Origin of the sequence: Synechococcus sp. R5-15 (genome assembly GCF_047462035.1) — a bacterium.
Classification (GTDB): domain Bacteria; phylum Cyanobacteriota; class Cyanobacteriia; order Thermostichales; family Thermostichaceae; genus Thermostichus.
In genome coordinates, this window is sequence record NZ_JANSIK010000076.1 from 14,638 (window position 1) to 40,749 (window position 26,112).

General features: G+C 59.3%; 24 protein-coding genes and 1 tRNA gene. 14 read left to right on the forward strand and 11 right to left on the reverse strand.

Annotation, left to right across the window (positions count from 1 at the left end; genetic code table 11):
* Positions 1-97: 97 nt before the first annotated feature.
* Positions 98-946 carry a hypothetical protein gene (locus NW839_RS07110; RefSeq protein ID WP_414351624.1) on the reverse strand — a complete coding sequence of 283 codons (849 nt, stop codon included), beginning with the start codon at positions 944-946 and terminating at the stop codon, positions 98-100.
* Between the two features lie 412 nt (positions 947-1,358).
* On the opposite strand from NW839_RS07110, the gene NW839_RS07115 reads away from it, so the two are divergent.
* On the forward strand, positions 1,359-2,639 hold the full coding sequence (locus NW839_RS07115) for a DUF4912 domain-containing protein (RefSeq protein WP_414351625.1): 1,281 nt from the start codon (positions 1,359-1,361) through the stop codon (positions 2,637-2,639).
* Positions 2,640-2,741: 102 nt separating this feature from the next.
* Here the strand turns inward: NW839_RS07115 and NW839_RS07120 are convergent, their stop codons facing one another.
* Together NW839_RS07120 and NW839_RS07125 are read right to left on the reverse strand one after the other, a co-directional pair.
* Positions 2,742-3,773 carry an anthranilate phosphoribosyltransferase family protein gene (locus NW839_RS07120; protein ID WP_414380550.1) on the reverse strand — a complete coding sequence of 344 codons (1,032 nt, stop codon included), beginning with the start codon at positions 3,771-3,773 and terminating at the stop codon, positions 2,742-2,744.
* Between the two features lie 108 nt (positions 3,774-3,881).
* Positions 3,882-4,844: a LysR family transcriptional regulator gene (locus NW839_RS07125; RefSeq protein ID WP_414329225.1), complete on the reverse strand. Its 963-nt coding sequence runs from the start codon at positions 4,842-4,844 to the stop codon at positions 3,882-3,884.
* A gap of 124 nt (positions 4,845-4,968) precedes the next feature.
* Here NW839_RS07125 and NW839_RS07130 point away from each other — a divergent pair, with 124 nt between their 5' ends.
* The 3 genes from NW839_RS07130 to NW839_RS07140 all read left to right on the forward strand — a co-directional run bounded on the left by NW839_RS07130 (position 4,969) and on the right by NW839_RS07140 (position 7,318).
* A complete protein-coding gene (locus tag NW839_RS07130) occupies positions 4,969-6,120 on the forward strand; it encodes a serine hydrolase domain-containing protein (protein ID WP_414349654.1) in 1,152 nt (383 codons plus the stop codon).
* A gap of 55 nt (positions 6,121-6,175) precedes the next feature.
* The gene (locus NW839_RS07135) at positions 6,176-7,231 is read left to right on the forward strand and encodes an XdhC family protein (protein WP_414349652.1); all 1,056 of its coding nucleotides are present in this window, start codon (positions 6,176-6,178) and stop codon (positions 7,229-7,231) included.
* Between the two features lie 13 nt (positions 7,232-7,244).
* Positions 7,245-7,318 (forward strand) — tRNA-Met (locus NW839_RS07140).
* 18 nt (positions 7,319-7,336) lie between these two features.
* On the opposite strand, the gene leuC is transcribed toward NW839_RS07140, so the two are convergent.
* The 3 genes from leuC to NW839_RS07155 all read right to left on the reverse strand — a co-directional run bounded on the left by leuC (position 7,337) and on the right by NW839_RS07155 (position 11,121).
* The gene (leuC, locus tag NW839_RS07145; protein WP_414329830.1) at positions 7,337-8,740 is read right to left on the reverse strand and encodes a 3-isopropylmalate dehydratase large subunit; all 1,404 of its coding nucleotides are present in this window, start codon (positions 8,738-8,740) and stop codon (positions 7,337-7,339) included.
* 189 nt (positions 8,741-8,929) lie between these two features.
* Positions 8,930-10,030, reverse strand: coding sequence for a polysaccharide deacetylase family protein (locus tag NW839_RS07150; RefSeq protein ID WP_414349650.1), 1,101 nt, complete (start codon positions 10,028-10,030; stop codon positions 8,930-8,932).
* A gap of 68 nt (positions 10,031-10,098) precedes the next feature.
* Positions 10,099-11,121 (reverse strand): NAD(P)/FAD-dependent oxidoreductase, encoded by a 1,023-nt coding sequence (locus NW839_RS07155; RefSeq protein ID WP_414349648.1) that lies wholly within the window; start codon positions 11,119-11,121, stop codon positions 10,099-10,101.
* A gap of 206 nt (positions 11,122-11,327) precedes the next feature.
* Between NW839_RS07155 and NW839_RS07160 the strand changes: the two genes are divergently transcribed.
* The 5 genes from NW839_RS07160 (at position 11,328) to NW839_RS07180 (ending at position 16,200) form a co-directional block, all read left to right on the forward strand.
* Positions 11,328-12,293: an SPFH domain-containing protein gene (locus NW839_RS07160; RefSeq protein WP_011431991.1), complete on the forward strand. Its 966-nt coding sequence runs from the start codon at positions 11,328-11,330 to the stop codon at positions 12,291-12,293.
* 12 nt (positions 12,294-12,305) lie between these two features.
* Positions 12,306-12,845 carry a ribosome maturation factor RimM gene (rimM, locus tag NW839_RS07165; RefSeq protein WP_414349646.1) on the forward strand — a complete coding sequence of 180 codons (540 nt, stop codon included), beginning with the start codon at positions 12,306-12,308 and terminating at the stop codon, positions 12,843-12,845.
* A gap of 201 nt (positions 12,846-13,046) precedes the next feature.
* On the forward strand, positions 13,047-14,975 hold the full coding sequence (gene gyrB / locus NW839_RS07170) for a DNA topoisomerase (ATP-hydrolyzing) subunit B (RefSeq protein WP_414349644.1): 1,929 nt from the start codon (positions 13,047-13,049) through the stop codon (positions 14,973-14,975).
* A 202-nt stretch (positions 14,976-15,177) separates the two neighbouring features.
* A complete protein-coding gene (gene plsY, locus NW839_RS07175) occupies positions 15,178-15,789 on the forward strand; it encodes a glycerol-3-phosphate 1-O-acyltransferase PlsY (RefSeq protein WP_041436109.1) in 612 nt (203 codons plus the stop codon).
* A gap of 42 nt (positions 15,790-15,831) precedes the next feature.
* A complete protein-coding gene (locus NW839_RS07180) occupies positions 15,832-16,200 on the forward strand; it encodes a gamma-glutamylcyclotransferase (protein WP_414349642.1) in 369 nt (122 codons plus the stop codon).
* Here the strand turns inward: NW839_RS07180 and NW839_RS07185 are convergent.
* The 4 genes from NW839_RS07185 to minC form a co-directional block, all read right to left on the reverse strand.
* Positions 16,178-18,526 (reverse strand): cation:proton antiporter, encoded by a 2,349-nt coding sequence (locus tag NW839_RS07185; RefSeq protein WP_414343875.1) that lies wholly within the window; start codon positions 18,524-18,526, stop codon positions 16,178-16,180. The genes NW839_RS07180 and NW839_RS07185 overlap by 23 nt on opposite strands.
* A gap of 383 nt (positions 18,527-18,909) precedes the next feature.
* Entirely contained in the window at positions 18,910-19,212 is a 303-nt protein-coding gene (gene minE, locus NW839_RS07190) for a cell division topological specificity factor MinE (RefSeq protein WP_011431985.1), read from the reverse strand.
* 89 nt (positions 19,213-19,301) lie between these two features.
* Entirely contained in the window at positions 19,302-20,108 is an 807-nt protein-coding gene (gene minD, locus NW839_RS07195; RefSeq protein WP_414349640.1) for a septum site-determining protein MinD, read from the reverse strand.
* Positions 20,105-20,839, reverse strand: a complete 735-nt coding sequence (gene minC / locus NW839_RS07200) for a septum site-determining protein MinC (protein ID WP_414349638.1) — start codon at positions 20,837-20,839, stop codon at positions 20,105-20,107. Before minC ends, minD begins: the two co-directional genes overlap by 4 nt.
* Before the next feature lie 172 nt (positions 20,840-21,011).
* Between minC and NW839_RS07205 the strand changes: the two genes are divergently transcribed.
* A complete protein-coding gene (locus NW839_RS07205) occupies positions 21,012-21,317 on the forward strand; it encodes a hypothetical protein (RefSeq protein ID WP_414343871.1) in 306 nt (101 codons plus the stop codon).
* Between the two features lie 215 nt (positions 21,318-21,532).
* The gene (locus NW839_RS07210; protein ID WP_414349636.1) at positions 21,533-22,177 is read left to right on the forward strand and encodes a M48 family metallopeptidase; all 645 of its coding nucleotides are present in this window, start codon (positions 21,533-21,535) and stop codon (positions 22,175-22,177) included.
* Between the two features lie 89 nt (positions 22,178-22,266).
* Here the strand turns inward: NW839_RS07210 and NW839_RS07215 are convergent, their stop codons facing one another.
* Complete coding sequence (locus NW839_RS07215; RefSeq protein WP_414349635.1) at positions 22,267-22,632, reverse strand: hypothetical protein; 366 nt, start codon at positions 22,630-22,632, stop codon at positions 22,267-22,269.
* A 358-nt stretch (positions 22,633-22,990) separates the two neighbouring features.
* On the opposite strand from NW839_RS07215, the gene NW839_RS07220 reads away from it, so the two are divergent.
* From NW839_RS07220 to ftsY, 3 genes are all read left to right on the forward strand, one after another.
* The gene (locus NW839_RS07220; protein WP_414380552.1) at positions 22,991-23,458 is read left to right on the forward strand and encodes a hypothetical protein; all 468 of its coding nucleotides are present in this window, start codon (positions 22,991-22,993) and stop codon (positions 23,456-23,458) included.
* 68 nt (positions 23,459-23,526) lie between these two features.
* Entirely contained in the window at positions 23,527-24,354 is an 828-nt protein-coding gene (locus NW839_RS07225) for a DUF2993 domain-containing protein (RefSeq protein ID WP_414349631.1), read from the forward strand.
* Positions 24,355-24,466: 112 nt separating this feature from the next.
* On the forward strand, positions 24,467-25,963 hold the full coding sequence (gene ftsY, locus NW839_RS07230; protein WP_414349629.1) for a signal recognition particle-docking protein FtsY: 1,497 nt from the start codon (positions 24,467-24,469) through the stop codon (positions 25,961-25,963).
* The last annotated feature ends 149 nt before the right edge of the window (positions 25,964-26,112 follow it).

Consider the following 26,112-nt stretch of genomic DNA (forward strand, 5'->3'; position numbering starts at 1 on the left):
CCGCTGGAGGTGGTGCGGGTGGTGCAGACAGAGCACTTTTGCTAGGCTAGCATTCCTCTGTCCTGTGCTTTGATGGCCATGCTGGGATCCCTGGGCCTCAGGGGAGACTGGCTTGGCTGCCATCCCAGATGACCACCACAGCAAAGCGATCCAGAAAGCCATCTGTCGCATTCATCTGGCGCAGACTAAAAGCATCTTCGGCGGAAATCACCAGGTCGTAGCCCAGGGTGCGGATGGCACGAATGCGGTGAGGCCGTTCCCCGATGCGGTTCACCAGTGAGCGGGCCTGCTCTTCCGAGGTGGCATAGGCAGCTGTGCCCTCGCTGCCCACAAAGGCCGCGTTGAGGTCTTGGCCAAGAGTAACGGGGGTATAGACTTGATTGCCATCGGGATCAAACAAGCGCATTGACTGGCTAGGCAAGAAATCCAAGCCTCGTGCATCCACAATCAACCCTGTCACTTGCGGTTCCCGCCGCTGGGATCCCGCCTCCAGACCCGTTCCGCCCCCTGGCCCTTGGCCTGTGCCCACCCCTGAGCCAGGACTGGCTCCGCGCACCCCACTCTGGCCGCTGCCCGGCCCGATCACTTCCCCCTGCCGGGATCCAGAGCCACTGCCGCCAGGGCTGGTGCCGAACTGCCGCAACAGATCCAGATCGAAAACCGGGCCTTCTGCCACTTCTCCATGGCCGGGTTGGGCCGGCTGGACTTTTGGATCAGCTTGATCTGTTTGTGGGAGCGGAACAGAATCCTGGGTTACTGGACGCCAGGGCGTTGCTTCAGAAGCGGGCAGGGTAGGGGATCCCCCTTGCAAGCGGTAAAGGGGAGGAAACAGCGTTTGGGCATCCACAGCTTCCACCGGCAAGACCGGCCCCGCCAGCAGGATCCCCAGTGCTGCCCAGCTCCCTTGGATCCGTATGCCTTGAATCCTATACTTCCACCACCTCATGCCCACACCTGTTGGCCTCAAAACCTGCGGCCCGCTCGGCAACCGCTCATCCTCCCCCATGCTACCCAGGCAGGGCCGGTTCGGCAGGGGATCCCGCGCAGTCTTCCCCTTGGCTTGAGAGCAGCTGGGGCTCCTGGCCTCTCCCTAAAGGTGGGTCGGAGAACAAGAGATTGATCCCCAGCGATCCCCAGGGTCTTGACCGACAGGCAAAAATACGCAAACATGGGTTCATCATTCTTGATGATCCCCGTTGATCCCCACCTGTGGTCATCAGCGGCTGGAGAGCCCGAGGCAAGCCGATACATCAGCAGGTTCAAGGTTGTCCTCAGAACCACAAGCTGGGATCGGCCCATAGGACAAAAGCTGGAGCATTGCACGAAGCCCGATTTGTCGAAGACAGGAGACCCCGACCATGCCACAAGAGCGGATCCCGTTGGAAGAAATGACCATCCGGCAGTTGCGGGAAGAAGCTGCCCGCTATCAGATCCCCAAGTACAGCCGCATGACCAAAGACCAGCTGATTGAGGCCATTCGAGAGGCCCAAGTCAAAGCTGGCCGCCCTGTCGATGCCATGCCGGAGCCCAAGGGGCAAGAATCGGTCACCCAAACGAAGTTTAGGGGTCAAGAGGTTGCCGGCAAGACGGATCTGGCCGATGTGGACAAAGGGCTGGGGGATCTGCCGGAGGGCTATGGGGAAAGCCGCATCGTTTTGCTGCCGCGGGATCCCCAGTGGGCCTACGCCTATTGGGATGTGCCCAACGAGGCTAAAGAAAGCAAGCGCCGCGAGGGCGGCCAACAGTTGGCGCTGCGCCTCTACGATGTGACGGATATCGATTTCAGCTACCAGCCGGCCCACAGCATGCAGGAGTACCCCTGTGATGAGTTGGCGCGGGAGTGGTATTTGCCGATCCCGGTGAGCGATCGTTCCTACATTGTGGAAATTGGCTACCGGACGGCAGATGGCCGCTGGCTGATGTTGGCCCGCTCGGCGGCGGTGATGGTGCCGCCAGTCTTTCCCTCCGACTGGTTTGAAGAGCATTTCCTGACGGTGCCCTTCGATATGGCCCTGCAGGGCCGCACCCTCTACCAGCTCAGCGAGCCTTACAAGCGCAGTGCCACCGGCATGGGCGTGGTGGCCTACAAGGGCGATGAGCCGCAGCAGGGTGCCACGGTCGATCCCTTCCTGGAAATGGTGGGTGGCTTTGAGGCGATGCGGGTGGCGGGATCCCTGTTTGGCAGCCACCAGATGGGCAGCCGCCAATTGGTGCCCGAGCAGGCCATCAGCTCGTTTATCATCCCCTCGGGTGTGGGCATGATGGGGATGGCCATGGCGGAGATGCCCGCTGCTCCCTGGATGGCTTCAGGATCCGGCCTGGGCCTGTTCTCGGGGGCTTCCGAAGTGCTGCCGCAGCGCTCTCGCAAGTTCTGGTTGGTGGCCGATGCCGAGCTGATTGTCTATGGGGCCACAGAGCCGGATGCCACCGTTACCATTGGCGGGCGCAAGATCCAGCTCAACCCCGATGGCACCTTCCGCTTCCACATGGCTTTCCCAGACGGCAACATCGACTTCCCCATCTTCGCCGTGGCTGCCGATGGCGAGCAAAACCGGGAGATCCACATGACTTTCGACCGCCGCACCCTCTCCCGCCGCACCAACACCAAAGAAGAGGCCATCGAAGAGTTGTTGCCCTGAAGGATCCAACCTTTCCCTTCTCGCCCCCTGGAGCTGGCCGGGGGGCTTTCTTTCCTGGGCTGGAGAGCTTGACTCCAGCCATCAAAACAGGGGATGCCAGTCCTAGGAGAGGTCAATCACCTGGATCAGTTGTTTCAGCTTCTCCATCACCCGTCCGGAGCGAAGTAGGTCTTCCGCCTGTTGGATCCCTTCTGGCAAGGATGGAGCAAGCCCGAGGAGCCACAGATAGCTGCCCCCATTCCAGAGAACGGCTGGGGTGAGTTCACAGGGATCCCCGCTGAGCACCTGCTGCATCTGCCGGAGCAGCTCTTTCTCTCCGGAGAAGGGGATCTCCGGGCCTGCCAAGTGACAATCGCGAGCCTTCAAGAGCAGCCGTTTCCCGCCCTGGTTGAGAATGGCCGCCCGTTCCCGCGGCAGGTCGCAACTGCCTTCCAAACCTTTGACGGTGGTAAATTGCCGGATCTCCCGCAGGGCAAACAGCTCCAGCATCGTGGCCTCGGTGGGCGGATGCACGTACCCGGCCACCAGGTGAAAGGGGCCTTGGTAGGGTGTCCAGACCAGCTCCAAGGTGGCCAAGGGGGGGCGCTTGCCGATTTGATCCCGGTAGTCCATCAGGGCCTGAGCCTGGGGAAAACAGGTGGGCAAATACAAAAATCCCAGCCCGGTTTGTTCCAGCAGTTGCCCCACCCGCTCCAGGGATAGCCCCCGCCAATCCACCCCCAAGCTCCGCCACACCGTTTCCAAAGGCAGCCCATACTTGGTGGGACAGAAGCCAGAGCCATGCAGCAAAACGGCTGACCCTGCCGCTGCCAGCAGCAAAGCCACCAGCACCCCCAGCGGTGCCGTCCGCGAGCGGCCATCGTAGGGATGGCCAAAGATGATCAAGGGATGAGGCAGATCCTGCCGGGGCAGAAGAGGGCCGTCTTCTGCGTAGGCATCCAACATACCGGCCAGCTCCTCGGCAGTGGGGCGCTTGATGCGGTGGGCAATTAAAAAAGCCCCGATCTGGGCGGGAGTGGCCTCCCCCCGCAGGAGCATTCGAGCAGCGCTGGCGGCCTCTGCCCGGCTGAGATCCTGGTGGGTGTGGGTGCCGCTGCCGATTTTTTTCAACAGCTCGCGAAACTCTTGGCTCATAGCATCGGCGGTCGGGAGCGCTGGGCTACTCAGGATAGGGGGAGATAAGGGCGGAACACTTGAAACTACCGATATGGGTATTTGACCAGAAATTTCTACAAAAGGTCTCTACAAAACCGACAACAGCCCAGCAGAGGGCCAATGGGGATCTGCGCCGGAAGCAGGCTCAGCATTACCAGACTGCCTAATCAGCTGGGCGGCCAACTGCAAAAACCGGCGAATGGGAGGGATCCGATAGCGATCGCTGGTGGTGACCATAACCACCTGTCGCCTCAATAGGGGGGGCTCGGTGGGTCGCACCTGCAAATCCGGATCGGCGCAGCAGTCCACCAGGGCCGACTCCGGCAGGAGGGCAATGAGCTGCCCCTGTCGCACCACCCCCCGAAAGGCATCCAAGGTGTTCAGTTCCAGGGCTGCTTTCAGGGGAAGCCCCTGCCGGGCCAGATGGGATCCCACCAAGGAACGCATAGCATAGCCATCCTTGAACACGGCCTGGGGATACTCCGCCAGCACCTTCCAGGGGATCTGCTCGTAGCGGCTGAGGGGATGGTTGGCGGGCATCAATACTTGAATTGGCTCCGAGTACAGTGGCTCCACCACCAGCTCTGCCCCCCGCGTCATCAGGGGATTCTCCATTACCAGGGCCACATCCACCAGCCCATCCCTGAGCACCTTTAAGGCGCGGTCGCTGCCCAGAGCGGTAACCCGCAACTGCACCTCTGGGTACTCCCGGCAAAACTGTTGCAGCACCGGCGGCAGTTGATGGGCGATCAGGGAATGGATCCCGGCAATGCAGAGCTCAGTTTGCTGGCCCTGCAGCCATTCTCGAATGCTTTCCTGAGCCCGCTGCCATTCTTGACAGATGCGACGGGCATGGGGCAAAAGCCGTTCCCCGGCCACAGTTAGGGCCACCGGGCTTTTGCGATGCAACAGCGGAGCCCCCACCGCTTCCTCCAGGGCCTGGATCTGGCGGCTAATGGCCGATTGGGTCAGACCGCTGAGGCGAGCAGCGGCCAAAAAGCTGCCCGTTTCCACCACGTTCAAAAAGGCTTGCAACAACTCCAGCCGCACTCGGGATCCCTTGATGATGTAGCCTGCCGTGGTGGCATCCTAGCTGGGGAAGCGGTAGGCTTTTGTAAACACCGTTACAAGTTGTTTGTTGGACTGGGGATCCCCAAGCCAGGAGGAGAAGCAGATGGGTTGGGATCCAGCCTTGCTGGAGGGGCTGCTCAACTCTGCCATTCCGCACCTTTTCCCCGCTGCCCAAGTGGCCATCCGCCACAAGGGAAGGTGTATTTACTCAAGGGCGGCAGGTTATCTCGACCCTGAGACCCGGCGCCAACCAACAACCTCGGCCACCCGTTTTGACCTGGCCTCGCTGACCAAGCTCTACACCGCCACCGCCTGCATGGCCCTGGTGGAAGCCGGAGCGTTGCTGTTGGATCAACCGGTGAGTCTCCTGTTGCCGGAGTTTCAGGGATCCCGCCCCATTGCCCCCTATGAAGATCCTCTGCAGCCGGGGAAATGGATTGCTGTGGAACCGGAATCCTTAGGCCAGCTTGTTGCAACAGAACAGGTGACGGTGCGACAGTTGCTGGCCCACACCGCCGGTTTGCCCGCCTGGCGGCCCCTGTTTCGACAGCCCGATGCCGAATCGGCCCGGCACATGGCCCTGCACACCTTTTTTGCCTACAGGCCGGGATCCCGCAGAGTCTACAGCGATCTTGGATTGATCCTGCTGGGGCTGGCTTTGGAACGTCTGAGCGGAACCCCTCTGGATCAGATCTTGCATGCCCGGATCTTGCGGCCTCTGGGCCTGAGCCAAACTCAGTTTTATCCGGGGGATCCCTTTGACCCATCCTCTGTCTCTGGCTCTTGTGCCCCCACCGAGCTGTGTCCTTGGCGAAAGCGCCGCCTGCAGGGGCAGGTTCACGACGAAAATGCCGCCCGCCTGGGCGGGATCGCCGGCCATGCCGGACTATTCGCCACGGCAGAGGAAGTAGCCGCTTTCGGAGAGAGTTTTTTGACGGGATCCCTGTTGCAGCCGCAGACGGTGAGGGAAATGACCCGCGAGCAGTTGCCTCAGCAAGGGGATGCCCACCGCTGTCACGAGCGCCGGGGTTTGGGGTTTGCCTTGCGCTCCCCGGATCCCTTGGCCAGCAGCTCCCCGTTCAGCCCCAGCGCCTTCGGCCACACCGGCTTCACCGGAACCTCTCTGTGGATCGATCCAGAGCGGGAACTGGTGGTGGCGCTGCTCACCAACGCCGTCTACCACGGTCGGCGGGAGAACGGGTTCCAGGCTTTCCGGGTTGCCTTCCATCAGGCCATCCTAGAGGGGCTTTCTTGATCATTGAGTCCCTGACCGTTTCCGCTAGGGTGCCGTAGGCATAACCGAGGCTGAGGTGGACGAGACCTTTTACCGACAGTCGGCAGATATGCTCTCCCGCGGGCCGCTGGTGGTGGCCACCGTGATCCGCACCCAGGGATCTGTGCCTCGCCAGGCGGGGGCGAAACTGGCTGTGGGATCCGATGGCACCCTGTTGGGCACTGTTGGCGGTGGGGCTGCCGAAGCGGAAGTCATTGCCCGAGCGCAAACCCTTTTGCAGACCGCTGTTCCCGTTGGCGATGGCGATGGGGAGTCCTCGCCGGCTGGGATGCAAGTTTCCCTTGACCTCAACAGCCCTCCCCTGGGCGTTTGCGGGGGACGGATGCACATTTGGCTACAGCGATGGCAGGGATCCCCTGCCCAAACATTGGCGGCCCAGATCCTCCAGGCTCTGACCCAAGGGCCAAGGGCTTGGCTGATCACCCCCCTCGATCCCCAGGGGTTCCCCTACCTCAGGCTTGGCGACAGCAATGTGGAGCACTTTGCCTCCCTGCCATCCCGCCCACAGCTCCTCGCGGGATCCTGGGTCGAGCCCCTCCTCCCTTCCCCCACCCTGCTGATCGTCGGAGCGGGCCACTGCGGCCTGTCCCTGGCCCAGATCGCCCATTTGGCCGGCTTTCGCATTTGGGTTCAGGACGATCGCCCGGATTGGGTAACCCCTCAGCGCTTTCCCGTTGCCGAGCGGCTGTGCTCAGAACCCTTTGCCCAACTTATCCCCCATCTGCACAGGATCCCGCAGCTCTACATCGCTCTTGTGACCCGCAGCTACAGCCTCGATTGCCAAATCCTGCGGGCCATCTACCACTCCGGCCTGACCCCCCACTACCTGGGGATGATCGGCAGCCGCAAGCGGGTACAAACCGTACTGCGAACCCTGGCCCAGGAAGGGATCCCGGAGACCGCCTTCAGTCGGCTCTTTGCCCCCATTGGCCTGGAGATCCACGCCGAAACCCCCGCCGAGATTGCCATCAGCATCACCGCCCAGCTCATCCAGGTGCGACGGGGATCCCCGAAGAGAATGCCCGGCGAAACTCAAGGTGTAGGCTTGCCGGTTAGCCGGAGGACAAGCTAGGCTAGAAAAGCGCCGCGGGGTAGAGCAGCCTGGTAGCTCGTCGGGCTCATAACCCGAAGGTCACTGGTTCAAATCCAGTCCCCGCTATGCCTGAGAGACGGTTGGTTAAAGCAGTGTCCGCACATCCACCACCTTGCCGCTGACTGCCGCCGCTGCCACCATGGCCGGGCTCATGAGCAGGGTGCGCCCGCTGGGGGATCCCTGGCGGCCCTTGAAGTTGCGGTTGGAAGAAGAGGCGCTGATCTGGCGCCCCACCAGCCGATCCGGGTTCATCGCCAAACACATGGAGCAACCGGGATCCCGCCACTCAAACCCTGCCGCCTCGAAGATCTCCCGCAAGCCCTCCTGTTCTGCTTCCTGCTTTACCCGTTCTGAGCCGGGCACCACAAACGCCTTCACCCCTGGGGCCACCCGCCGCCCCTTGGCAATCTTGGCTGCCTCCCGCAGGTCGCTCAAGCGGCCATTGGTGCAACTGCCGATGAAGCAGACATCCACCGGTGTCCCTACAATGGGATCCCCCGGCTGCAAGTCCATGTAGGCATAGGCCTCTTTGGCCAGTTCCCGCTCGCTTTCCGGCAGATCTTCTGGGGCAGGGATCCGCTCATCCACCCCAATCCCTTGGCCGGGGGTGATCCCCCAAGTAACCGTCGGCGCAATGTCTGCGGCTTGGAATACCACCACGTCGTCGTAGCGGGCATTGCCGTCGCTGGCCAGACTTTTCCACCAGGCTACCGCCTCTTCCCAATCCGATCCCTGTGGGGCAAACTCTCGCCCCCGCAAATACTCAAAGGTCACCCCATCGGGGTTGACGTAGCCGCAGCGGGCTCCTCCCTCGATGGACATGTTGCAGAGGGTCATGCGCTCTTCCATGCTCATGGCTTCAATGGCGCTGCCCCCATACTCGTAGGCGTAGCCCACCCCGCCTTTGACCCCCAGCTTGCGGATGATGTGCAGAATTACATCCTTAGCGTAAACTCCCGGCCCCAACTTGCCGTGGATCTCAATGCGGCGCACCTTGAGCTTGGACAAAGCCAAAGTTTGGGTGGCCAATACGTCTCGCACCTGGCTGGTGCCGATCCCAAAAGCAATGGCCCCAAAGGCCCCGTGGGTAGAGGTGTGGCTGTCCCCACAGGCAATGGTCATCCCCGGCAGAGTTAACCCCTGCTCCGGGGCAATCACATGCACGATCCCCTGCCGACCGGAGCCACTGTTGTAGAAACGGATGCCGTATTGCCGACAATTGCGCTCCAGTTCCTGGATCATCTCCTCCGCTAAGGGATCCGCAAAAGGCCGTGCCCGGTTGTCGGTGGGAATGATGTGATCCACTGTGGCCACCGTCCGCTCGGGAAACAGAACCGGCAGATGGCGCTCCCGCAGCATGGCAAAAGCCTGCGGGCTGGTCACCTCGTGAATTAGGTGCAGGCCGATGAACAACTGCGTCTGCCCAGAGGGCAAAATCCGCACCGTATGGGCATCCCACACCTTATCGAATAATGTCCTCTCGCTCATCTTCCTCGGCCCGCAGCCAAGTCCTGTGAACTTTCAATGTGCTACTTGGGGAAAAGCTTGTCAAGGCACAGGCCTCCGTTATCTCTGGGCAACGCTGCTGAGCTGAGAGAGATGCAGCCCTTCTTTGAACATCCCCAGCCGGCAAAGGCGGGTCGGAGTCCTCAAGCCAGAAAACCTGTTGCCAGCCCTTCAAACGGGATCCCTGATGGCCGGCCAGGGCAAAAAGCGATAGCCCGCCCCTTCAATGGCGGCGACGATATCCGGCAGGGCCTCTGCAGTGTGGGGCCAGCGATCGTGCAGCAGCAAAACCAGGGGCCGCTCGGAAGCTTGGATCGCCGGCAACTGGGCTCGAATGCGCTCCAAAAGTTGGGCTGCACTTTGGCCGGCGTAGGCATCTTCTGCGCTCATGTTCCAGTAAAGAACGCGATACCCTGCCTGCTCTAAAGAATGGCGCAAAGCAGAGTCTAGGCGAAAACCTCCCGGTGGGCGAACAACCAGTTGGGGATCCAAGTTCAACGCTTTGAGCAGTTGGGTTGTCTGATCCACCTCAGCATAAAACAGCTCATTGCTTCCGTAGAGACGTTGATAATCGTGGGTAAAAGTATGATTGGCTAGGGTGTGGTGATGGGCCTGGATCAATTGAGCCAATTCTGGAAATCGGGAAACGTGGGTGCCGATAACAAAGAAAGTGGCCGGGATCTGAAGATCATCCAAAACCTGTAAAAGTCGGGGGGTAGACTGAGGCCAGGGGCCATCGTCAATGGTCAGAAAGGCAGAACGAGGCGGCACCTCCAGTAAAGGCCCCAGCATTTCTTCCAAGGGCAGTTGCAAAGGTTGAGTATTTTCTGCCGGATCGAGAAAGTCGGGATCCGGGATCCAGCTATGCTGCAGAAACACCTCCACACGAGGGGGAGCAGGGGTAATCAACAGTCGCCCCGTCTGCTCATTTTGGTTGCCCCAGCTCAGTCGATAGGGCAGATCCGAGGCAATCTCGACGGTTGTTGTACGGGTAATGACTCCGTAGGGGATGTCGATCACATAATGCCCGTTCACCTCTTCTTGATGGATCCAGGCTGCCGAAGGAGCTGATAGATAAATGAGCAAATCTTGGGGATTGGCACCGCGCACCACCCGAATGCTTTCGATGGGGAGAATGAGGTTGTATTCCGAGGTGGCCGTCAGGTTCAGCTCAAAAAGAGGCTGGGCCTCTACCGTGCAGTAGTAGATCAGTCCAACCAGTAGGAAGGCTAGGCAAAATATCAACGCTTTCAACGCTTTCAGAGAGTGCATGGAATGGCTTAATCCTTCGCAACCAATCATAGGACAGAAGCCACCCAAGCTCGATAGAGCCCATCAATTTAACCGGAAGGCCCTGCTGGGCTTCTGGGTGGCGAGAGCAGCCGCTCTTCCCATTTACGTGCAGGCGAGGCCCGTCGGATGTCCCGCCAAATGGCTGTGGCAGCTAAGGTACCATCGGCAACCGCAATCGCCACCTGGTTCAGGCCCTGCTTCAAATCGCCCAGCGCAAACAGCCGCGGATGGGCAGTGCGACACCACTCGTCGGTCAGCAGGTTTTCCCCTTGCCATTTCAAGCCGGGGATCCCTTTCAAATAGGCATTGTGGTATCTGGCGCCCATCGCCACCAAGCCGGTAGTTGCTTCGATGTAAGTGCCATCTTCCAACTCCACACCCTGCAATTGATGGTTTTCTCCAAGAAAGCGGCGAATAGGAGATTCGTAGAGGGGGTAGCCATGATCCGCCAGTTTTTTGCGCATGTCGGGGCCGACCGAGCAGAGGCCGTGGGTCAACACCGAGATATAGGGTGTAAACCAGTTGAGGACAAAAGCTGTATTGATCCGATCTTCCGAATTGACGATCAACACTGCCTTTTGATCCCGCATTTCATAGCCGTCGCAGATCATACAGACATGCAGTGAATAGCCGGCGTAGTCGTAAACATTCTGCATATCCGACAACTGAGGCAGCTCGTCCATAATGCCGGTTGCTGCAATCAGATATTTGCTCCGAAAAATGGGGTAGAGGCTGTTAACTTTTCCCACCTTGACTTTGACCGCAAAGAGGTCTCCCTCATCGGTGGCATCTTCCACGAAGCCGCGCAGGTAATCTACCCCTAAACTGAGGGCGTGCTCTGTTCCCTGTCGCAACAGCTCTCGTCCGGGAGTGGTCGGAGGCAATCCCAGATAATTGCGCAAATCCTGCATCCAAAAAGAGCGGCCTCTGCCCTTCTCCACCACCAGGCAACTCAATCCATAACGAGCCAGATAGATTGCCGCCGACAACCCCCCTGCTCCCCCTCCGGCCACAATCACGTCATAGATTTTGCCCAAACCAACCTCTAGATTCCTGCTGCTCAGTTTCATAGACGGGATCCCCTCACGAGCTTTTTGCCGGGTGATCTCAGGTCGTTGGCTGCGGCCTGAAAAATCTTAAGAAACTCTATATGTTCCGAGGACTGCTTATCCTGCTGAGTCCACCACATTTCTGTTGAGGCGTGATCCAAGTGAAGGGAGCAGTCCCAGCAACCGTCTAGAATGGGGACTGAACTCCCCCTTAGGAGAAAAGCCCTATGCCAGGTATCTTAGCGGCCATTGCCCTGATCTTTGTCGGCTACCTGTTCAACTCGGTCAAAATCATCAGCCAGGGGTATGAGGCATTGGTGGAGCGTTTGGGCAGGTTTCATCGCAAGCTGACCCCAGGATTGCACTTTATTCTTCCCCCTATCGATAGGATTGTGTTCCAGGAAACCATCCGCGAGAAGGTGTTGGACGTGCCTCCTCAGCAGTGCATCACCAGCGACAACGTCTCTTTGATGGCCGATGCGGTGGTCTATTGGCGCATCACCGACATGATCAAGGCCCGCTATGCGGTGGAGGACGTGCAGCGGGCTTTGGTTAACCTGGTGCTGACGGCTCTGCGGGCAGAAATTGGCCGCATGGATTTGGATCAAACCTTTTCCTCCCGCGCCGAGATCAACGCCCGCCTTTTGACAGAGCTGGACGAGGCCACAGATCCCTGGGGGATCAAGATCACGCGCGTGGAAGTCAGGGACATTCAACCCTCTAAGACTGTGCAAGACTCGATGGAAAAGCAGATGGCTGCCGAGCGGGAGAAGCGGGCCGCCATTCTGAAATCAGAAGGGGAGCAGCAGGCCAGCATCAACCAAGCGGCTGGGGCCGCCAAGGCGCAGCTATTGCGGGCAGAAGCGGAGAAACGGGAGCGGCTGCTGTTGGCTGAGGGCACGGCTGAAGCCATCAAGACCATCGCCGCCACTTTGCAAGAGAATCCAGAGGCAGCCAATGCGTTGCAATACCTGATGGCGCAAAACTATATCGACATGGGCTTCAAGGTAGGCAGCAGTCCCAGCGCCAAGGTAATCTTCATGGATCCCAATTCGATCCCTGGCACCCTGCAAGGGCTGCTTTCCATGGTGGACGTGGCCAAGGGTGGGGAAGGATCTCGCGCGGCGGCCTCTCAGAAGCTGCGTACCCCGGCTTCTTTCCCAACCGAAGTGGACTTTCCGCGGCTCGACTGAGTTTGACCGACCATGATGGCCCGGGATCCCGATTGGCTGCTGGTGGGACAGGTGGTGGCGGCCCACGGCTTGCGGGGCTGGCTGCGGGTTAGGTGCTGGTCGGATTTTCCAGAGCGCTTCACAGAGCCTGGACCACGCTGGTTGCAGCGGGATACGGATCCCGAGCCCCTGCTGCACCCCTTGATCGAGGGGCAGTTTTTCCCGGCTAAGGGTCTTTATTTGGTGCGACTGGAAGGGATCCCCGATCGAACGGTGGCTGAGACCTGGGTGGGGGCTAGGCTGCTGGTACCGGCTTCCCACCGCTTGCCCTTGCAGCCGGAAGAGTACCACTACCGCGATCTCATCGGCTTGACCGTCTATCGCCAGGGGGAGCTGCTGGGACAGGTTTCGGGGATTTTGGCAGCCGGCCAGGATGTGCTGGAGATAACAACCCCTGATCACCGGCAGGTGTTGATCCCCTTTGTGAAAGCCCTGGTGCCTGTCGTGGACTTGGAAAAAGGCGCGCTTCACGTGCAGCCGCCGCCGGGGCTGGTGGAGAGCTTTCTGGGTTAGAGTTCGACAAGACGGCCTGACTTCCGTACCTGCATCCCATCCTGAACTTGGCCCTCAGAAGCGTCTGTGTGGCCGTTCTAGCCTTTTGTGCTATCATGGGGACAGTTTTTTGATGCTAAGCTCATCCTCGGCCTTTAAGGTCAATTTTTCTGGGTTTCTGTTGATCTTGGCCGGGAGCCTTCCTCGGGATTGGAGTTGGGAATGACGGAAAACTACGGTGCAGAGCAGATCCAAGTTTTGGAAGGCTTGGAGGCTGTGCGCAAACGCCCTGGCATGTACATTGGCTCCACTGGGCCGAAGGGGTTGCACCATTTGGTGTACGAGGTGGTGGACAACTCCGTTGATGAGGCCCTGGCCGGCTATTGCGACGATATTCAGATCAGCCTGCATCCCGACGGCTCGGTAGCCGTTTTGGACAATGGCCGCGGCATTCCGGTGGACATCCACCCCAAAACCGGTCAGTCGGCCCTGGTTACGGTGCTGACGGTGTTGCATGCGGGGGGCAAGTTTGGCGGTGGCGGCTACAAGGTCTCCGGCGGGCTGCACGGCGTGGGCGTATCGGTGGTGAATGCCCTCTCCGAATGGGTGGAGGTGACGGTTTGGCGAGAGGGCAAGGTTTACTTTCAACGTTTCGAGCGCGGGGCGGTGGTGGGATCCCTGAAATCTGAACCCCAACCCAAGGGATCCAATCGGCGGGGTACAGAGGTGCGCTTCAAGCCGGATGGGCTGATCTTTCCCGAGCGAGAGTTTGACTATGCCGTATTGGCGGCCCGCTTTCGCGAGTTGGCCTACCTCAATGCCGGCTTGAAAATCACCTTCAGCGATCTGCGGCGGGATCCGCCTCACTGCGAAACCTATCAATATGCAGGCGGCATCAGGGAATATGTAGCCTTTATCAGCCACGAAAAAACGCCCATCCACCCTGACATCATCTACATCCAAGGGGAGCGGGATGGCGTGGAGGTGGAAGTGGCCCTGCAGTGGTGCTCGGATGTGTACACCGATACTTTGATTGGCTTTGCCAACAACATCCGCACCAGCGAAGGAGGCACCCACCTAGAGGGCCTGAAAACCTCTCTCACCCTCACCATCAACAGCCAAGCCCGCAAACTCAACAAGCTGAAGGATTCCGACAGCAACCTGGCTGGAGAAAATGTGCGCGAGGGGTTGACGGCCATCGTCTCGGTCAAGGTGCCTAACCCCGAGTTTGAGGGGCAAACCAAAACCAAGTTGGGCAACACCGAGGTGCGGGGCATTGTGCAAACCCTCGTCTCCGAAGCGCTCGCGGAGTACTTGGAGTTCAACCCCAACGTGGCCAGGGGGATCGTCGATAAGGCCATCCAGTCCTTCAATGCTGCCGAGGCAGCCCGGCGGGCCAGAGAATTGGTGCGGCGCAAATCTGCCCTGGAATCTTCCACGCTGCCGGGGAAGTTGGCCGATTGCAGTTGCCGCGACCCGGCGGAATCTGAGGTGTATTTGGTGGAGGGCGACTCTGCAGGCGGCAGCGCCAAACAAGGTCGGGATCGGCAGTTTCAGGCGGTGTTGCCCTTGCGCGGCAAGATCCTCAACATTGAAAAGGCGGATCCCGCCAAGATCTACAAAAACGCCGAAATTCAGGCCATGATCACAGCGCTGGGTTTGGGGGTGAAAGGGGATGAATTTGATCCCAGCCAACTGCGCTACCACCGCATCATCCTCATGACCGATGCTGACGTGGACGGCAGCCACATTCGCACCCTGTTGCTGACCTTTTTCTACCGCTATCAAAAGGCGCTTCTGGAACAGGGCTATGTCTATATCGCCTGTCCGCCGCTCTACAAAATCGAGTGGGGTCGCAACAATGTTCGCTACTGCTACAGCGACGCCGAGAAAGACCAGATCCTGCGGGGGCTGCCTGCCAACACCAAGTACACCATCCAACGGTTCAAGGGTCTGGGGGAAATGATGCCCGAACAACTTTGGGAGACCACCATGAACCCGGCAACGCGCACCCTCAAACAAATCACCATCGAAGATGCGGTGGAGGCGGATCGCATTTTCACCATCTTGATGGGAGATGCTGTTGGTCCCCGACGGGAGTTTATTGAGGCCCACAGTGCCCATTTGGATCTGGCGGCTCTCGATATTTAGCGACTCTCGATATTGGGTGGAGAGAACTCTGTCCCGCCTCTTCGGGGCCCACGGCAGGGGGAAAGTGCTCCGCACCGCTGGCGCGAACGTAACGGTGTTGCAGACGAGGCCGCGAGCAGCCAAAAGCTCCCGGACGGGGCAAGATCCCGGCTGCAGCTCAGACCCTGTGGCAAAGTGAGGGAAGAGCGTTCCAGATCCTGCTATGCCTGCATTGCTTACGGCTCTTCTTGCGGTGCTGGGGGGCTATCTCCTGGGATCCATCCCGACCGGCTATTGGGTAGGCCGTTGGTGGGGGGGGATCGATATTCGCCAACAGGGATCCGGCTCTACCGGAGCAACCAATGTGTTGCGGACGTTGGGCAAGGGGCCCGCCCTGCTGGTGTTGCTGGTGGATGCTGCCAAGGGGGCAGCAGCAGTTGCCCTGGGATCGGCCTTGGGATCCGCGTGGTGGGTGGTTTTGGCGGCATTGTTCGCAGTGATCGGCCATAGCCGTTCCTGCTGGCTGGGCTTCAGGGGGGGCAAATCGGTGGCCACCAGCCTGGGGATCTTGTTGGCTATGGCTTGGCCAGTAGCCCTGACAACTTTCGGCGTCTGGCTGCTGGGGCTCGCCCTCACCCGCATCGTTTCCTTCAGCTCCCTGCTGGCGGCAGTGGCGGCTCCGGTGGTGATGTGGGCAACAGCTCAACCTTTGCCCTATTTGTTGTTTGCGTTGGCGGGCGGGGTGTATGTGATCGGTGCTCATCGGCGCAACATCGAGCGCCTACTGGCCGGGTCGGAGCCGCGCATTGGCCAAAAATGGACGCAATCTCCCTAATTTTCAAGGCACTGTGAAGCAGCTGTATTACTCCGCAACGCTATGCAACCGACCACAGTGGTTTTTGTCTACGGATCCCTGCTGCGGGGCGGCCAATACCACAGCTTGCTGCAGGGGGCAGAATTTTTGGGGACAGACAGCCTCAACCACATTGATCTTTACAGTCTCGGCCCCTACCCGATGGCAGTTCGTGGCCGAAACCGGCTCTACGGCGAGTGCTACCGCATTCCCCTAAGTCTATTGGCCCGCTTGGACGAGCTGGAAGACCACCCGCGGGTGTACGAACGGCAGTGGGTGCAACTGGATAGCGGCACCTTTGCTTGGGTTTATCTGGGTCGGCCTGAGCAGGTGCAGGGGTGTTCCCTCATCCCCAGTGGCCGCTGGCTGGCTAGAGATCAAAGTGGAGCTTGACGCCCTCAACATACTGGGGCAGCACCAAAGACTCTATCCCACTGTTGTGCTCCGCACCGCTGTCGCGAACGCGAACGGCTGCCGACGGATCCCATTCTTGGGAATCAGACTCTTTGGCGGAGAGAGCACCGGCATCCACAGGGCTGGAAACGCGCTCCAGGTAGTAGATGCGATCCCCGCGTCGCCAAATGTCTGGCTCAGGCAGGTAGAAGAGCCGACCCGGTCGAGATGAGCCGCTCCTCAGCCGCTGCGGGCGCACCAACAACAAGGGCAGGCATAGATCGGCTTTGATTCGATAGGCAAACTGATCCCGCAGCCGTTCAAGGGTGGGATCCTCCAGTCCCATCTGGGCCAGGAAGGGATTGGGCAGCGCTGGTGCTGAAAAAGCGCTCCGCACCGCTGTCGGGAACGACTCTTGAGCCGTCAAGACATCAGCTCTATTGCTCCGCACTGCCTCCGGCAGGGTTGAGGCCGCATTCGCAGAAGCGTCACGTAGCGATAAAGGGAGAGGCAGGCCCAGGTCTGCCAACGTGGGTAGGGTGATCGAGCGCAGCTCAGCCCGGTTGGCCTCCAGATAGCCGGCCCAGCGCTGCAGTTGGGGGAAGGAAGGCTGCAAGGTGCGGATCCCTTCTGAGATGGGCATATCCGGCAGCAACACCGTCCAGATGGTGGCCGAAACCGAGAGTTTCACCATCAACTCGGCAATGGCCCAGTTCACCTGCGGATCCAGAGTCAGGATCAACAGAGTTTCCGCATGGTCGATATCGGCCTTCAACAAAGCAGACTCGTTCAGTACAGCTTCCTGCAGGGATCCGGGGATGGCTTCTGGCTTGCCGACTTCCTGGCTTGGGGCAGACTTGTGGGTGCCGTTGCCGTCAGAGGAATGAAGTTGTGGGGGCAAGCCATCTGCTGGACGACGCTTCGGCGTTCCTGACAGGGATGTGGAGGACTTACGGGATGGCGGGATGGAGTCCTTACCGTCTGTTGGGTGGGGAGCTTTGTAGCTGCCGTGCCCATTTTTGGAAGACCCAGAAACCAACGGGATCACCTCGACCGTCTGGTTGAGCGAGCGCATCAACTGGGCCAATTGGTTGGTGAGGGGATGATCGCCGATGATTATGGTGGAACTGCCCTGATCCAGACCCAGCCAGCGGGCCACCCAGGCTGCCGTCAACCCCTGTACCGTCACCGTCACCGAGATGGTCAAAAACACCAGCGCCTTGAGGGCATCCCCCCCAGTAATGCCCCGTTCTGTCAGCAGAATGGCAAACAAGGAGGCCACCGAAGCCGCCACAATGCCCCGAGGAGCCAGCCAAGCCACAAACAGCTTCTGCCGCCAATTCAGGTCGCTGCGCCAGGTACACAGCCACACGCTCAAGGGGCGGATGACCAGCATCAAGCACAGCACTGTGGCCAGGGATCCCCAGCCCAGGGCAAACACCGCCTTGAGGGAGAGCGTGGCAGTCAGCAGGATAAAGATCACAGAGATGGCCAACACCACCAACTGGCCGTGAAACTGCCGCACACCCCGCTCGGCAATGGCCGCCTTCTGCCGCACCACCAGGCCCGCCATCACCACCGCCATCAGCCCCGCCTCCGATCGCAGCGACTGGGCCAAGGCAAACACCCCCAGGGCCCCCGCCAGCACCACCGAGTTGCGCAGCTCCTCGGTTAAAAACTGCCGCGACCAGAGCAGGAAGGATCCCATCAGCCAGCCCCCCAGCGCTCCCACCGCCGACCCGATGGCCAGACGGCTGGACAACTGTTCCAAGGCCATGAGAAAACTGGGATGGCCAGAGAGCACCACCTGCAGCACCACCACCGCCAAAATGGCCCCGATGGGATCGATGAGCACCCCTTCTCCTTCCAGGAGGGTGCTGACTGCCGAATCGACTCGTACCCGCTTCAGGATAGGGTTGATCACCGTCGGCCCCGTCACCACCACCAGGGATCCAAACAAAAAAGCCAGCCGCCAGGGAAACTCCCCCAGATAGTGAGCTGCTGCCGCTCCCCCCACCAAGGTCAGCAGGGATCCCAACAAAACCAAATTGCGCAGGCTATCGGATACCTGATTGAGACGTTGCAGCCGCAGGTTCAGTCCCCCCTCAAACAAGATCAGAGCCACCGCCAACGACACCAGCGCTTCCAGCCCGGATCCCATGACTTGGGGATGAACCCAGCCCAAACCATCTGGCCCCAGCAACAGGCCAAACAGCAGCAGGAATACAATGCTGGGCACTTTGACAAAATTGGCCAGCACCTGAGCAGCGATCCCAGCCACCAGGGCTAGCGTAAACAGGATCGTCAGCTCAAATGAATCTTGCATATTGAGGCTTAACCGAACGCAATAGCGGGACGGAGCCCTTACCTTTCCAGCTACTGAACGCCAACCCTCTCATTGTTTCCATCGTTAGCGTCGTTATTACTCCGCAACGCTAACGCCAATACAGACTGCTGGAAAGTCTCCAATCGTCAAGGTGGCTCTGCCCATCACGTCAGCAGTTCATGAGCTCGAACATGCAGAGTTAACATTTAGTTAACCTCTGTGCGCTGGCTCCATAAAGTTGCAAAAGCTACACCCAGCTCCACTCTTTCTACAGTACACACGACTTACCTCAACCTATCACAGAGCGAGCTTGACGACCACTCTGGCATTGGGAGCCCTGTTGGAATGAAGGCCAATTAACATGCTGCCAGAAATCTCCCCTTCTAGGCTTTCTCGCCTTCTGAGCGGCTGAGACCGGTCTCTAAGGGCTTAACGCGACGGATAGGCAGATTGGCAATAAGAGCAGTCGTTCCCCCTTCCGTGGCCAAGTGAAACTGCATCCCTTCTGAATCCAGCTCCACATAGCGGGACACCACCCCCAAAATCTCCAGGCGCATTGATTCCAGCGCCGCCGGGGTGAGGTCAGCGCGGTCATGGGCCAAGATCAGCTTCAACCGTTGCTTGGCTTGCTGGCGGCTGTTGCCGGAGTGCCGAGAAAAAAGCTGATCCAAAAAATCGAGGAGCATAGGTTTTGTTGGCTTTGTTACTCAGTTGTAAACAGGTCAAAATTGCCATTCCAATCTGGATAAAGTGGGGAAAAACGACAAAACAGTTGTCAGAGCACCTTTTGGTTTAAAAACCGTTTGGCCCGCTCCCAAAAGGACTCGCTCAAGCTGGCCAGCTTGGGAAACTCCACCGCTTCCCCTTCTAGCCGTCGGGCAATGCGCTGGATGGCCTGAGCAGCCAGAGTTGGATTGGCGGAGAGAACCAGGGGCTCCCCTTTGTTGGTGGAGACGATCACCTCGCGGTCTTCTGGAATGATACCCACCAAGGGGATGGCCAGCACCTCGACCACATCTTCCACCAACATCATCTGGCCGGCTGCCACCATGTCCGGGCGCAGGCGGTTGACAATCAGCTGAGTCGATGAAATCTGGGCGGCTTCCAACAAGCCCACCACGCGATCTGCATCCCGCACCGCTGCCACTTCTGGGGTGGTGATGATGATGGCCTCGTTGGCTCCGGCGATGGCATTGCGAAACCCCTGCTCGATCCCTGCCGGACAATCGATCAGCACATAGTCATGGCTGCTGGCCAGCTTCTCGATTAACTGGCGCATCTGATCCGGATGCACCGACGTTTTGTTGCGGGTTTGGGCTGCCGGCAACAGCGAGAGATTGGGGGTGCGCTTGTCTTTCACCAAAGCTTGCTCGAGGCGACATTCCCCGGCGATCACCTCTAGGGCTGTGTACACCACCCGATTCTCCAGCCCCAGCAGCAAATCCAGGTTGCGCAGGCCAAAGTCTGCATCCACCACCACCACCGAGCGACCCAAGCGCGCCAAGGCAGTGCCCAGGTTGGCCGTCACGGTGGTTTTGCCGACTCCACCTTTACCAGAGGTTATGACAATGACTCGGCTCATACTCCTCTCCGCAGAAAATCCTGAAGGCTGGCGACGCAGATGACATCCTCCTGCAGGTAAACCACTTCAGGGGTGCTGGGCAGGGATCCACCTTCTGGCGGACGGGCCACTTGATCGGCAATGCGCAACTGAGTGGGCTCCAACTGCAAAGCCAAAATTACAGCTCCCTTGTCGCCGTCGGCCCCCGCGTGAACCAGGCCCCGCAAGCGTCCCCAAACCCAAATATCTCCTCCAGCAATGATCTCGCCGCCGGGGTTGAGATCCCCCAACAGGAATACCGAGCCCCTGTGACGCACGGACATGCCAGAGCGCACCGTCGAACGTAGGTACAGAGGTGTGGTGTCTGGGGGAGCAAGGGGAACTGCCTCCAAAAGGGAAGATTGCTCCACAGAATACCCCAACGTCGCTGCTGCAATCGCTGTCGAGCGGGATCGAGTTTGAACGCGCCACAGTTGCAGTCCATGCTGAGACAATAGGGCAGCAAGAAGTTGTAGGGTGGGCATGTCCAGCTCTCGCTGCTGGCTCCAGAGGGTGAGGGGAGCGACTCCGGCCCAGTAGGGTTTGCGGCTGCGCAACTGCCAAACCAGGTTTTCCCAAAGCTCCTCCCAAGGCAAGGTGCTGGGCAAGTGCAGATGAATCCCTTGTGCATCCGACCGAAAGTAAACGCTGCCCGTGGCCCAGGAGTCTGGAGATGGGGAGATTTCAGGGTTCCATGTAGGGGATCCCGTCATGACCGCCCTTAAACGTCTGCCTGAATATAGAGCCCTATCCTATTCCATTCCCCCAAGCCAGGGGAAACTCTCTCGGCGGTTGCCCTTGATAGCAAAGCGGTTTCGCTTGGGTGGCAGGACAATCTTGCTTCGGGATCGCTAACTTGAGGGTACTTGATGGAGCCAATTCCTGATGTTGAAACCTCGCCACACCCTCAGGCTGCTCGCGCCAGCAGGACAGGATCCTCTCCTCTCCAAGGGGTGGAGTTCTCGCGCGGTGAGACCGGTCGCCATTGCCCTACTCAGCATTCTTGCGGCGTCTGGGATGGGATCCCCTGCCCATGCCCAAGATCTGGGCCGTTTGCTGATTCATGGCCTTCAGTGGCTGCAGGTGAGCCAGTTGAACGATGCCCAAGAGGTGAGCTTAGGCCGCCAGATCGATCGACAAGTAAACTACCCGACTCTGACCGCTAAGCGGTACAGGGCGGGCTTTCAGTAGCCCTGCAGTTGGCAAGCCAACCACGGACCTCTAGGCTGGTTTACAGCAGCCCCAAAAAGCGCAATTACGCTTGCACCATTAAGGTCCATTATACTTCATCAAAGCGCATTCCTCCCAACACTGAACCTACGGGTACAGTGCGGGGCTCCTGCGATTTCTAGCTGAAAGCGCGGGGACAACTTCGCCTCAGTTCGGATCCCTACTGGGTCGAGCGGGTGAACCGCATTGGCCAACGGGTGGCCGCCCACAGCGAACGGCCCCATCTGCCCTACACCTTTCAAGTGGTGGAAGATCCCGACATCAACGCCTTTGCCACACTGGGAGGCTTTGTCTACATCACCACTGGTGCCCTCGCAGCCGCCGACAACGACGACCAGATTGCCGCCGTGCTGGCCCACGAGGTGGCCCACATCGGCGAACGCCACGGCCTGCAACAACTGCAGCAGGCTGCCACTGCCGAGTTTGGGGCTCAATTGTTGGGGCTCAACGACAGTACCCTGGCCGCTCTGGCCCTGGAATTGGGAGTACGGCGCCCGCAGAGCCGTGAAAACGAGTTTATCGCCGATGAAAAAGGTCTGGGGGCAGCCTATCGCGCCGGGTTTGACCCGCAGGGCATGCCGCAATTTTTGGCCAAGTTGCAATCCCGCGGATCTGTGCCAGAGTTCCTGCGCACCCATCCCCCCGTCTCGGAGCGCATTGCCCGCCTCAACCAGCTCATCATTCAGCACGGCATGGTCAGCCCAGCCGGTCAGACTGTTCCACTCCGCGGCTCCGGCGGCTCCATTTGGCCCTCCGGATCCCCCGAACAAACCCAACGCACCGAGATTGAGATCCTGCCGCTACTCCCTGTCCTGCCCTAACTCGGCCCAGAGGGATCCCTTCTGCCCAAGACCGGCTGGATGGCTCCCTGTGTTTCTTTGTCAGGGACAGTTACTGGTGGAGCTGTGCTTCACAGCAAAGGCAGGCCACGCAGTCTCCGCAACTGGTTGAGGTGGGCCGGGCAATCACAGCCGAATAGGGCAATAGCTGCGTTGCTTTCTTCAAGGGTGAACTCCAGAAAGGGATGCTCTGTCACCTCGACTTCAGCCCAGGACTCCGTCTCGCCAACGCGAGCGGATGGGATGGGATCCTTCTGCTCGGGAACAAGAAGAGGATGTCTCCACGGCAGAGAACGGGAGCGGACAACATTCAGGTCAAATGGGGGCGCGTCCAGGGTAGAAGCTCGAGCTGCAGGAGCAAACCAAAGCAGCAACGCCCACAGAGCCGGTGCCGGCCACCTTGCCCAGCGCCAATAGGAATAGGGGATCCCTGCCATAGACTTTGCTAACTCACTAGTGTACCGTCCGCTTTGGATTTTGCCAGGGAGTGGCTGAAGCGAAGAGGACGTCATAGCTGCGCAACGCTAACGCGACTGGCCGGCATCGTCTCAGGAACCGTTGGGTCACAGCCGGCGGATCCCATGCCAAACTTTGGTTTAGAATATTTTTATTGGTTTAGAATATTTTTAGATTCGAGATTCAGTCTCACTCATTTGAACTTGGGGATGAACTTGGGGAGGCCAACCTTTAGCCTTGCCAAGGATATCCTTCTTCTGCAGCGCTCCACTGGGATCTAGCTTCCTGCCCTTTCCCGTCTTGTTTTGTTCATTATCTCTACCAACTCAGGAGTTTCTTATGGCCGTTCCAAATGGTCATTCCGGCACGCTTCCAGAGCAAGAGGCTTCTTCTATGGGAAAGGACGCCCTCCCGCTAACGCAAACGGGTAACGCTCTAAACCTGGCTCCCCTGCCTGCTGATGGGGCCTCTGCGGCTGCTCAGATGCCGGTACTGCTGGAGGAGAAATCCGGCCCGCCCGTGTTTCCCAGCCCTGTCAAGTTCAGCGAAATTGAGATTGACCACCGTCCGGTTGGGGCTTCGACCCTGAAAGTGGTGGATTACTATGCCGACGGACGTCCAGTTGCTGCTGCAACTCTCAAAGTCGTGGACACTTGGGGGGAGGGACGCCCAACGGTTGCCTCTGGCGCCAAATTCATCCATGATCCCACGCTCAATCGCCCGATAATGGCCGATGGCCTGAAAATTGCCAAAACCTTTATGGGCAACCGACCCATTGAGGCCAGCCCTCTCAAGGTGCTGCGCTAGCCCAGATCCCCAAGGGGGGCCAGGGATCCCCTTGCTAACCTAGGTTAGGGCACAGCAGGGCAGTGATCATGGAGATCCTGGCAGTTCTCTTGGGGCTGTTGGCGGGCTTGGGAGGAGGAGCGAGCTATCTGGCGGATCAGACGGCGCGGCAGCTTCTGTTGGATCAGTTGGATCGGGCAGAGGTTTTGGAGGTGCGCATCCAAAGCCAGCCCAATTACCGGCTGCTGAATGGCCAAGCGGATCGCCTGCTGATCGCCGGTCGCGGGCTCTATCGAGCGCCCTTTCCCCGCATCGAGCTTCTGGAGCTGGAAACTGATCCGGTGGCAATTGACCCCTCTTTTTTCCAGGGGGCTCCCTTGCGCCTGGCGCGACCTCTGCAAGCGGCGGTACGGGTGTTGGTGCGGGAAGAGGACTTGAATGCTGCCCTCAACATGCCAGAGGTGCTCCGCCAGTTTCAGGATCTCCGGGCCGATCTGCCCTTTGGGGGAGCTGGAAGCGAAGCTCGCCGTTTCGATCTGCGTCAGCCCCGCGTCGAGTTTTTGGATCCCAACCGCATTCAGCTCTCTGCCCTTTTGGTGGAGGAAGACGGCGGTACCGAGCAGAAGGACTCCGTCCAGCCAACGCGAGCAGTGGAGGTGGTGTTCAACGCTGGAATCCGCATGGAGGAAGGGCGCAGCCTAAAGCTGGAGAATCCGGAGTTTGTGATCGGTTCTGTACGGGTTCCTGATGAGATCTCAGCAGCGTTTTTGGGCGGGCTCAATGAGGTGTTTGACCTGCAAGAGCTGGAAGAGAGCGGGATTCTGGTGCGGGTGCTCAGCCTGGAGATAGAGCCTGACCAATTGCAGGTGATTGGGTTTGTGCGGGTGGAGACGCTGGAAAGGACTTTGTCCCGCTAACGCGAAGGTCGGGGATCCCTGTTGAGCGTGGATGAGCTTCTTGAGGCTGCGCTCTAGCAGGAGAGCTGCTCTGTCAAACTGGATAAAGATCAGCCAGGCTGGAGATGGGATTATGGCCTTCGATTGGTTTCGCCGCCGCTATACCGACTCTACCGACTCTTCTGGTGAAGCAGAGCCTTCGCCACCGGCCCCGGAACCGGCGGAGATCTCCCCGGAAGACTATTTGGCCTTCGCCAAAGCCGCCTATGCCAACCTGAAGGCCCGTGCTGCTGCCCAAGCCCCACCGGCAACCCAGGACTCTGTCCCACCTGCGCCAGCGGAAGGGATCCCTGCAGAATCCGTCCAGCCACAGCCACCGGCCTCGACTGAGGAATCCGTCCCGCTTGCGCAAGCAGAACCCCGCGAACCCGTCCAGTCCTCCACTCCAACACAAGAACCAGCATCTCCAGAATCGCCCTCTGGGCAGTCGGCGGCAGCTCCCTCGTTTTTCGATCTGGCTCCCCGTGCTGCTGAGCGTCTCCAAGCCCTGCAAGCCAGCGCCGTGGATGAGCCCAAACCCGAGGCGGCGACTGCAGCGGTTGCTCCCTCTCCAGAGACGGGGCCGGAAGAGCTGGTCTTCGATGAGGGCTTCCGCTGGTCAGCCGAGATCTTGGCGGCTCAAGGGCGCAAACCGGAAGAGATTTCCGTTGAGGAAATCTCCTGGCTGCAAAAGCTGCGGCGAGGCTTGGGCAAAACCCGCCTTAACCTGATCAACCAGTTGAAAGCCCTGGTAGGCCGCGGCCCTCTGGATCAGAAGGCTGTGGAAGAAATTGAGGCCCTGTTGCTGCAGGCCGATGTGGGGATCGACGCCACCGAGCAGATCATCCAAGCCCTACAAAAGCGCATGCGAGAGGAGGTGGTGCCCCCAGAGGAGGCCGTCAAATACCTCAAGCAGCAGATGCGGCAGATGTTGACGGTGGGGAATCCCACCTTTGCCCCACAACGGGACACGCTCAACATTTGGCTGATTGTCGGGGTGAATGGGGCGGGCAAAACCACCACCATTGGCAAAATTGCCCATGTCGCCCGCAAGTCTGGATACCGCTGTCTGATTGCTGCTGCTGATACGTTTCGGGCTGCTGCTGTGGAGCAGCTCAAGGTTTGGGCAGAGCGAGCAGGGGTAGAGGTAATCGCCAATCCCTCTCCCAATGCCGATCCGGCAGCAGTGGTTTTTGACGCCATCACAGCCGCCAAGGCCAGGGGCACCGAGTTGCTGTTGGTGGACACGGCAGGCCGTCTGCAAAACAAGAAAAACCTGATGGACGAGCTGGCCAAGATCCGCCGCATCGTTGACAAAAAAGCTCCCGAAGCCAAAGTAGAAAGCCTTCTGGTGCTGGATGCCACCCAAGGGCAAAACGGGTTGCGCCAAGCCGAGGTATTTGCCGAGGCTGCCAAGTTGAGCGGCGTGATCCTGACCAAGCTGGATAGCACCGCCAAGGGGGGGATTGCCCTGGCCATTACGCAGCAGATGAACCTGCCCATCCGCTTTATCGGCGCCGGCGAGGGGCTAGAAGATCTGCGGCCTTTTTCCAGCTACGAGTTTGTGGAAGCTCTTCTAAGCGAGTACTGAGGCACCCCCTCTCTGAGAAGGGCCACCGTGAAGGAGAGCATGACTCTAGTCAATAATAAGCTCAACTATACTGAAAATTATGTATAATATGTTCAGTACGGATTACTACCAGTTGATCTTTCTGTTTACTTTCGAGTCTGCCAACATGG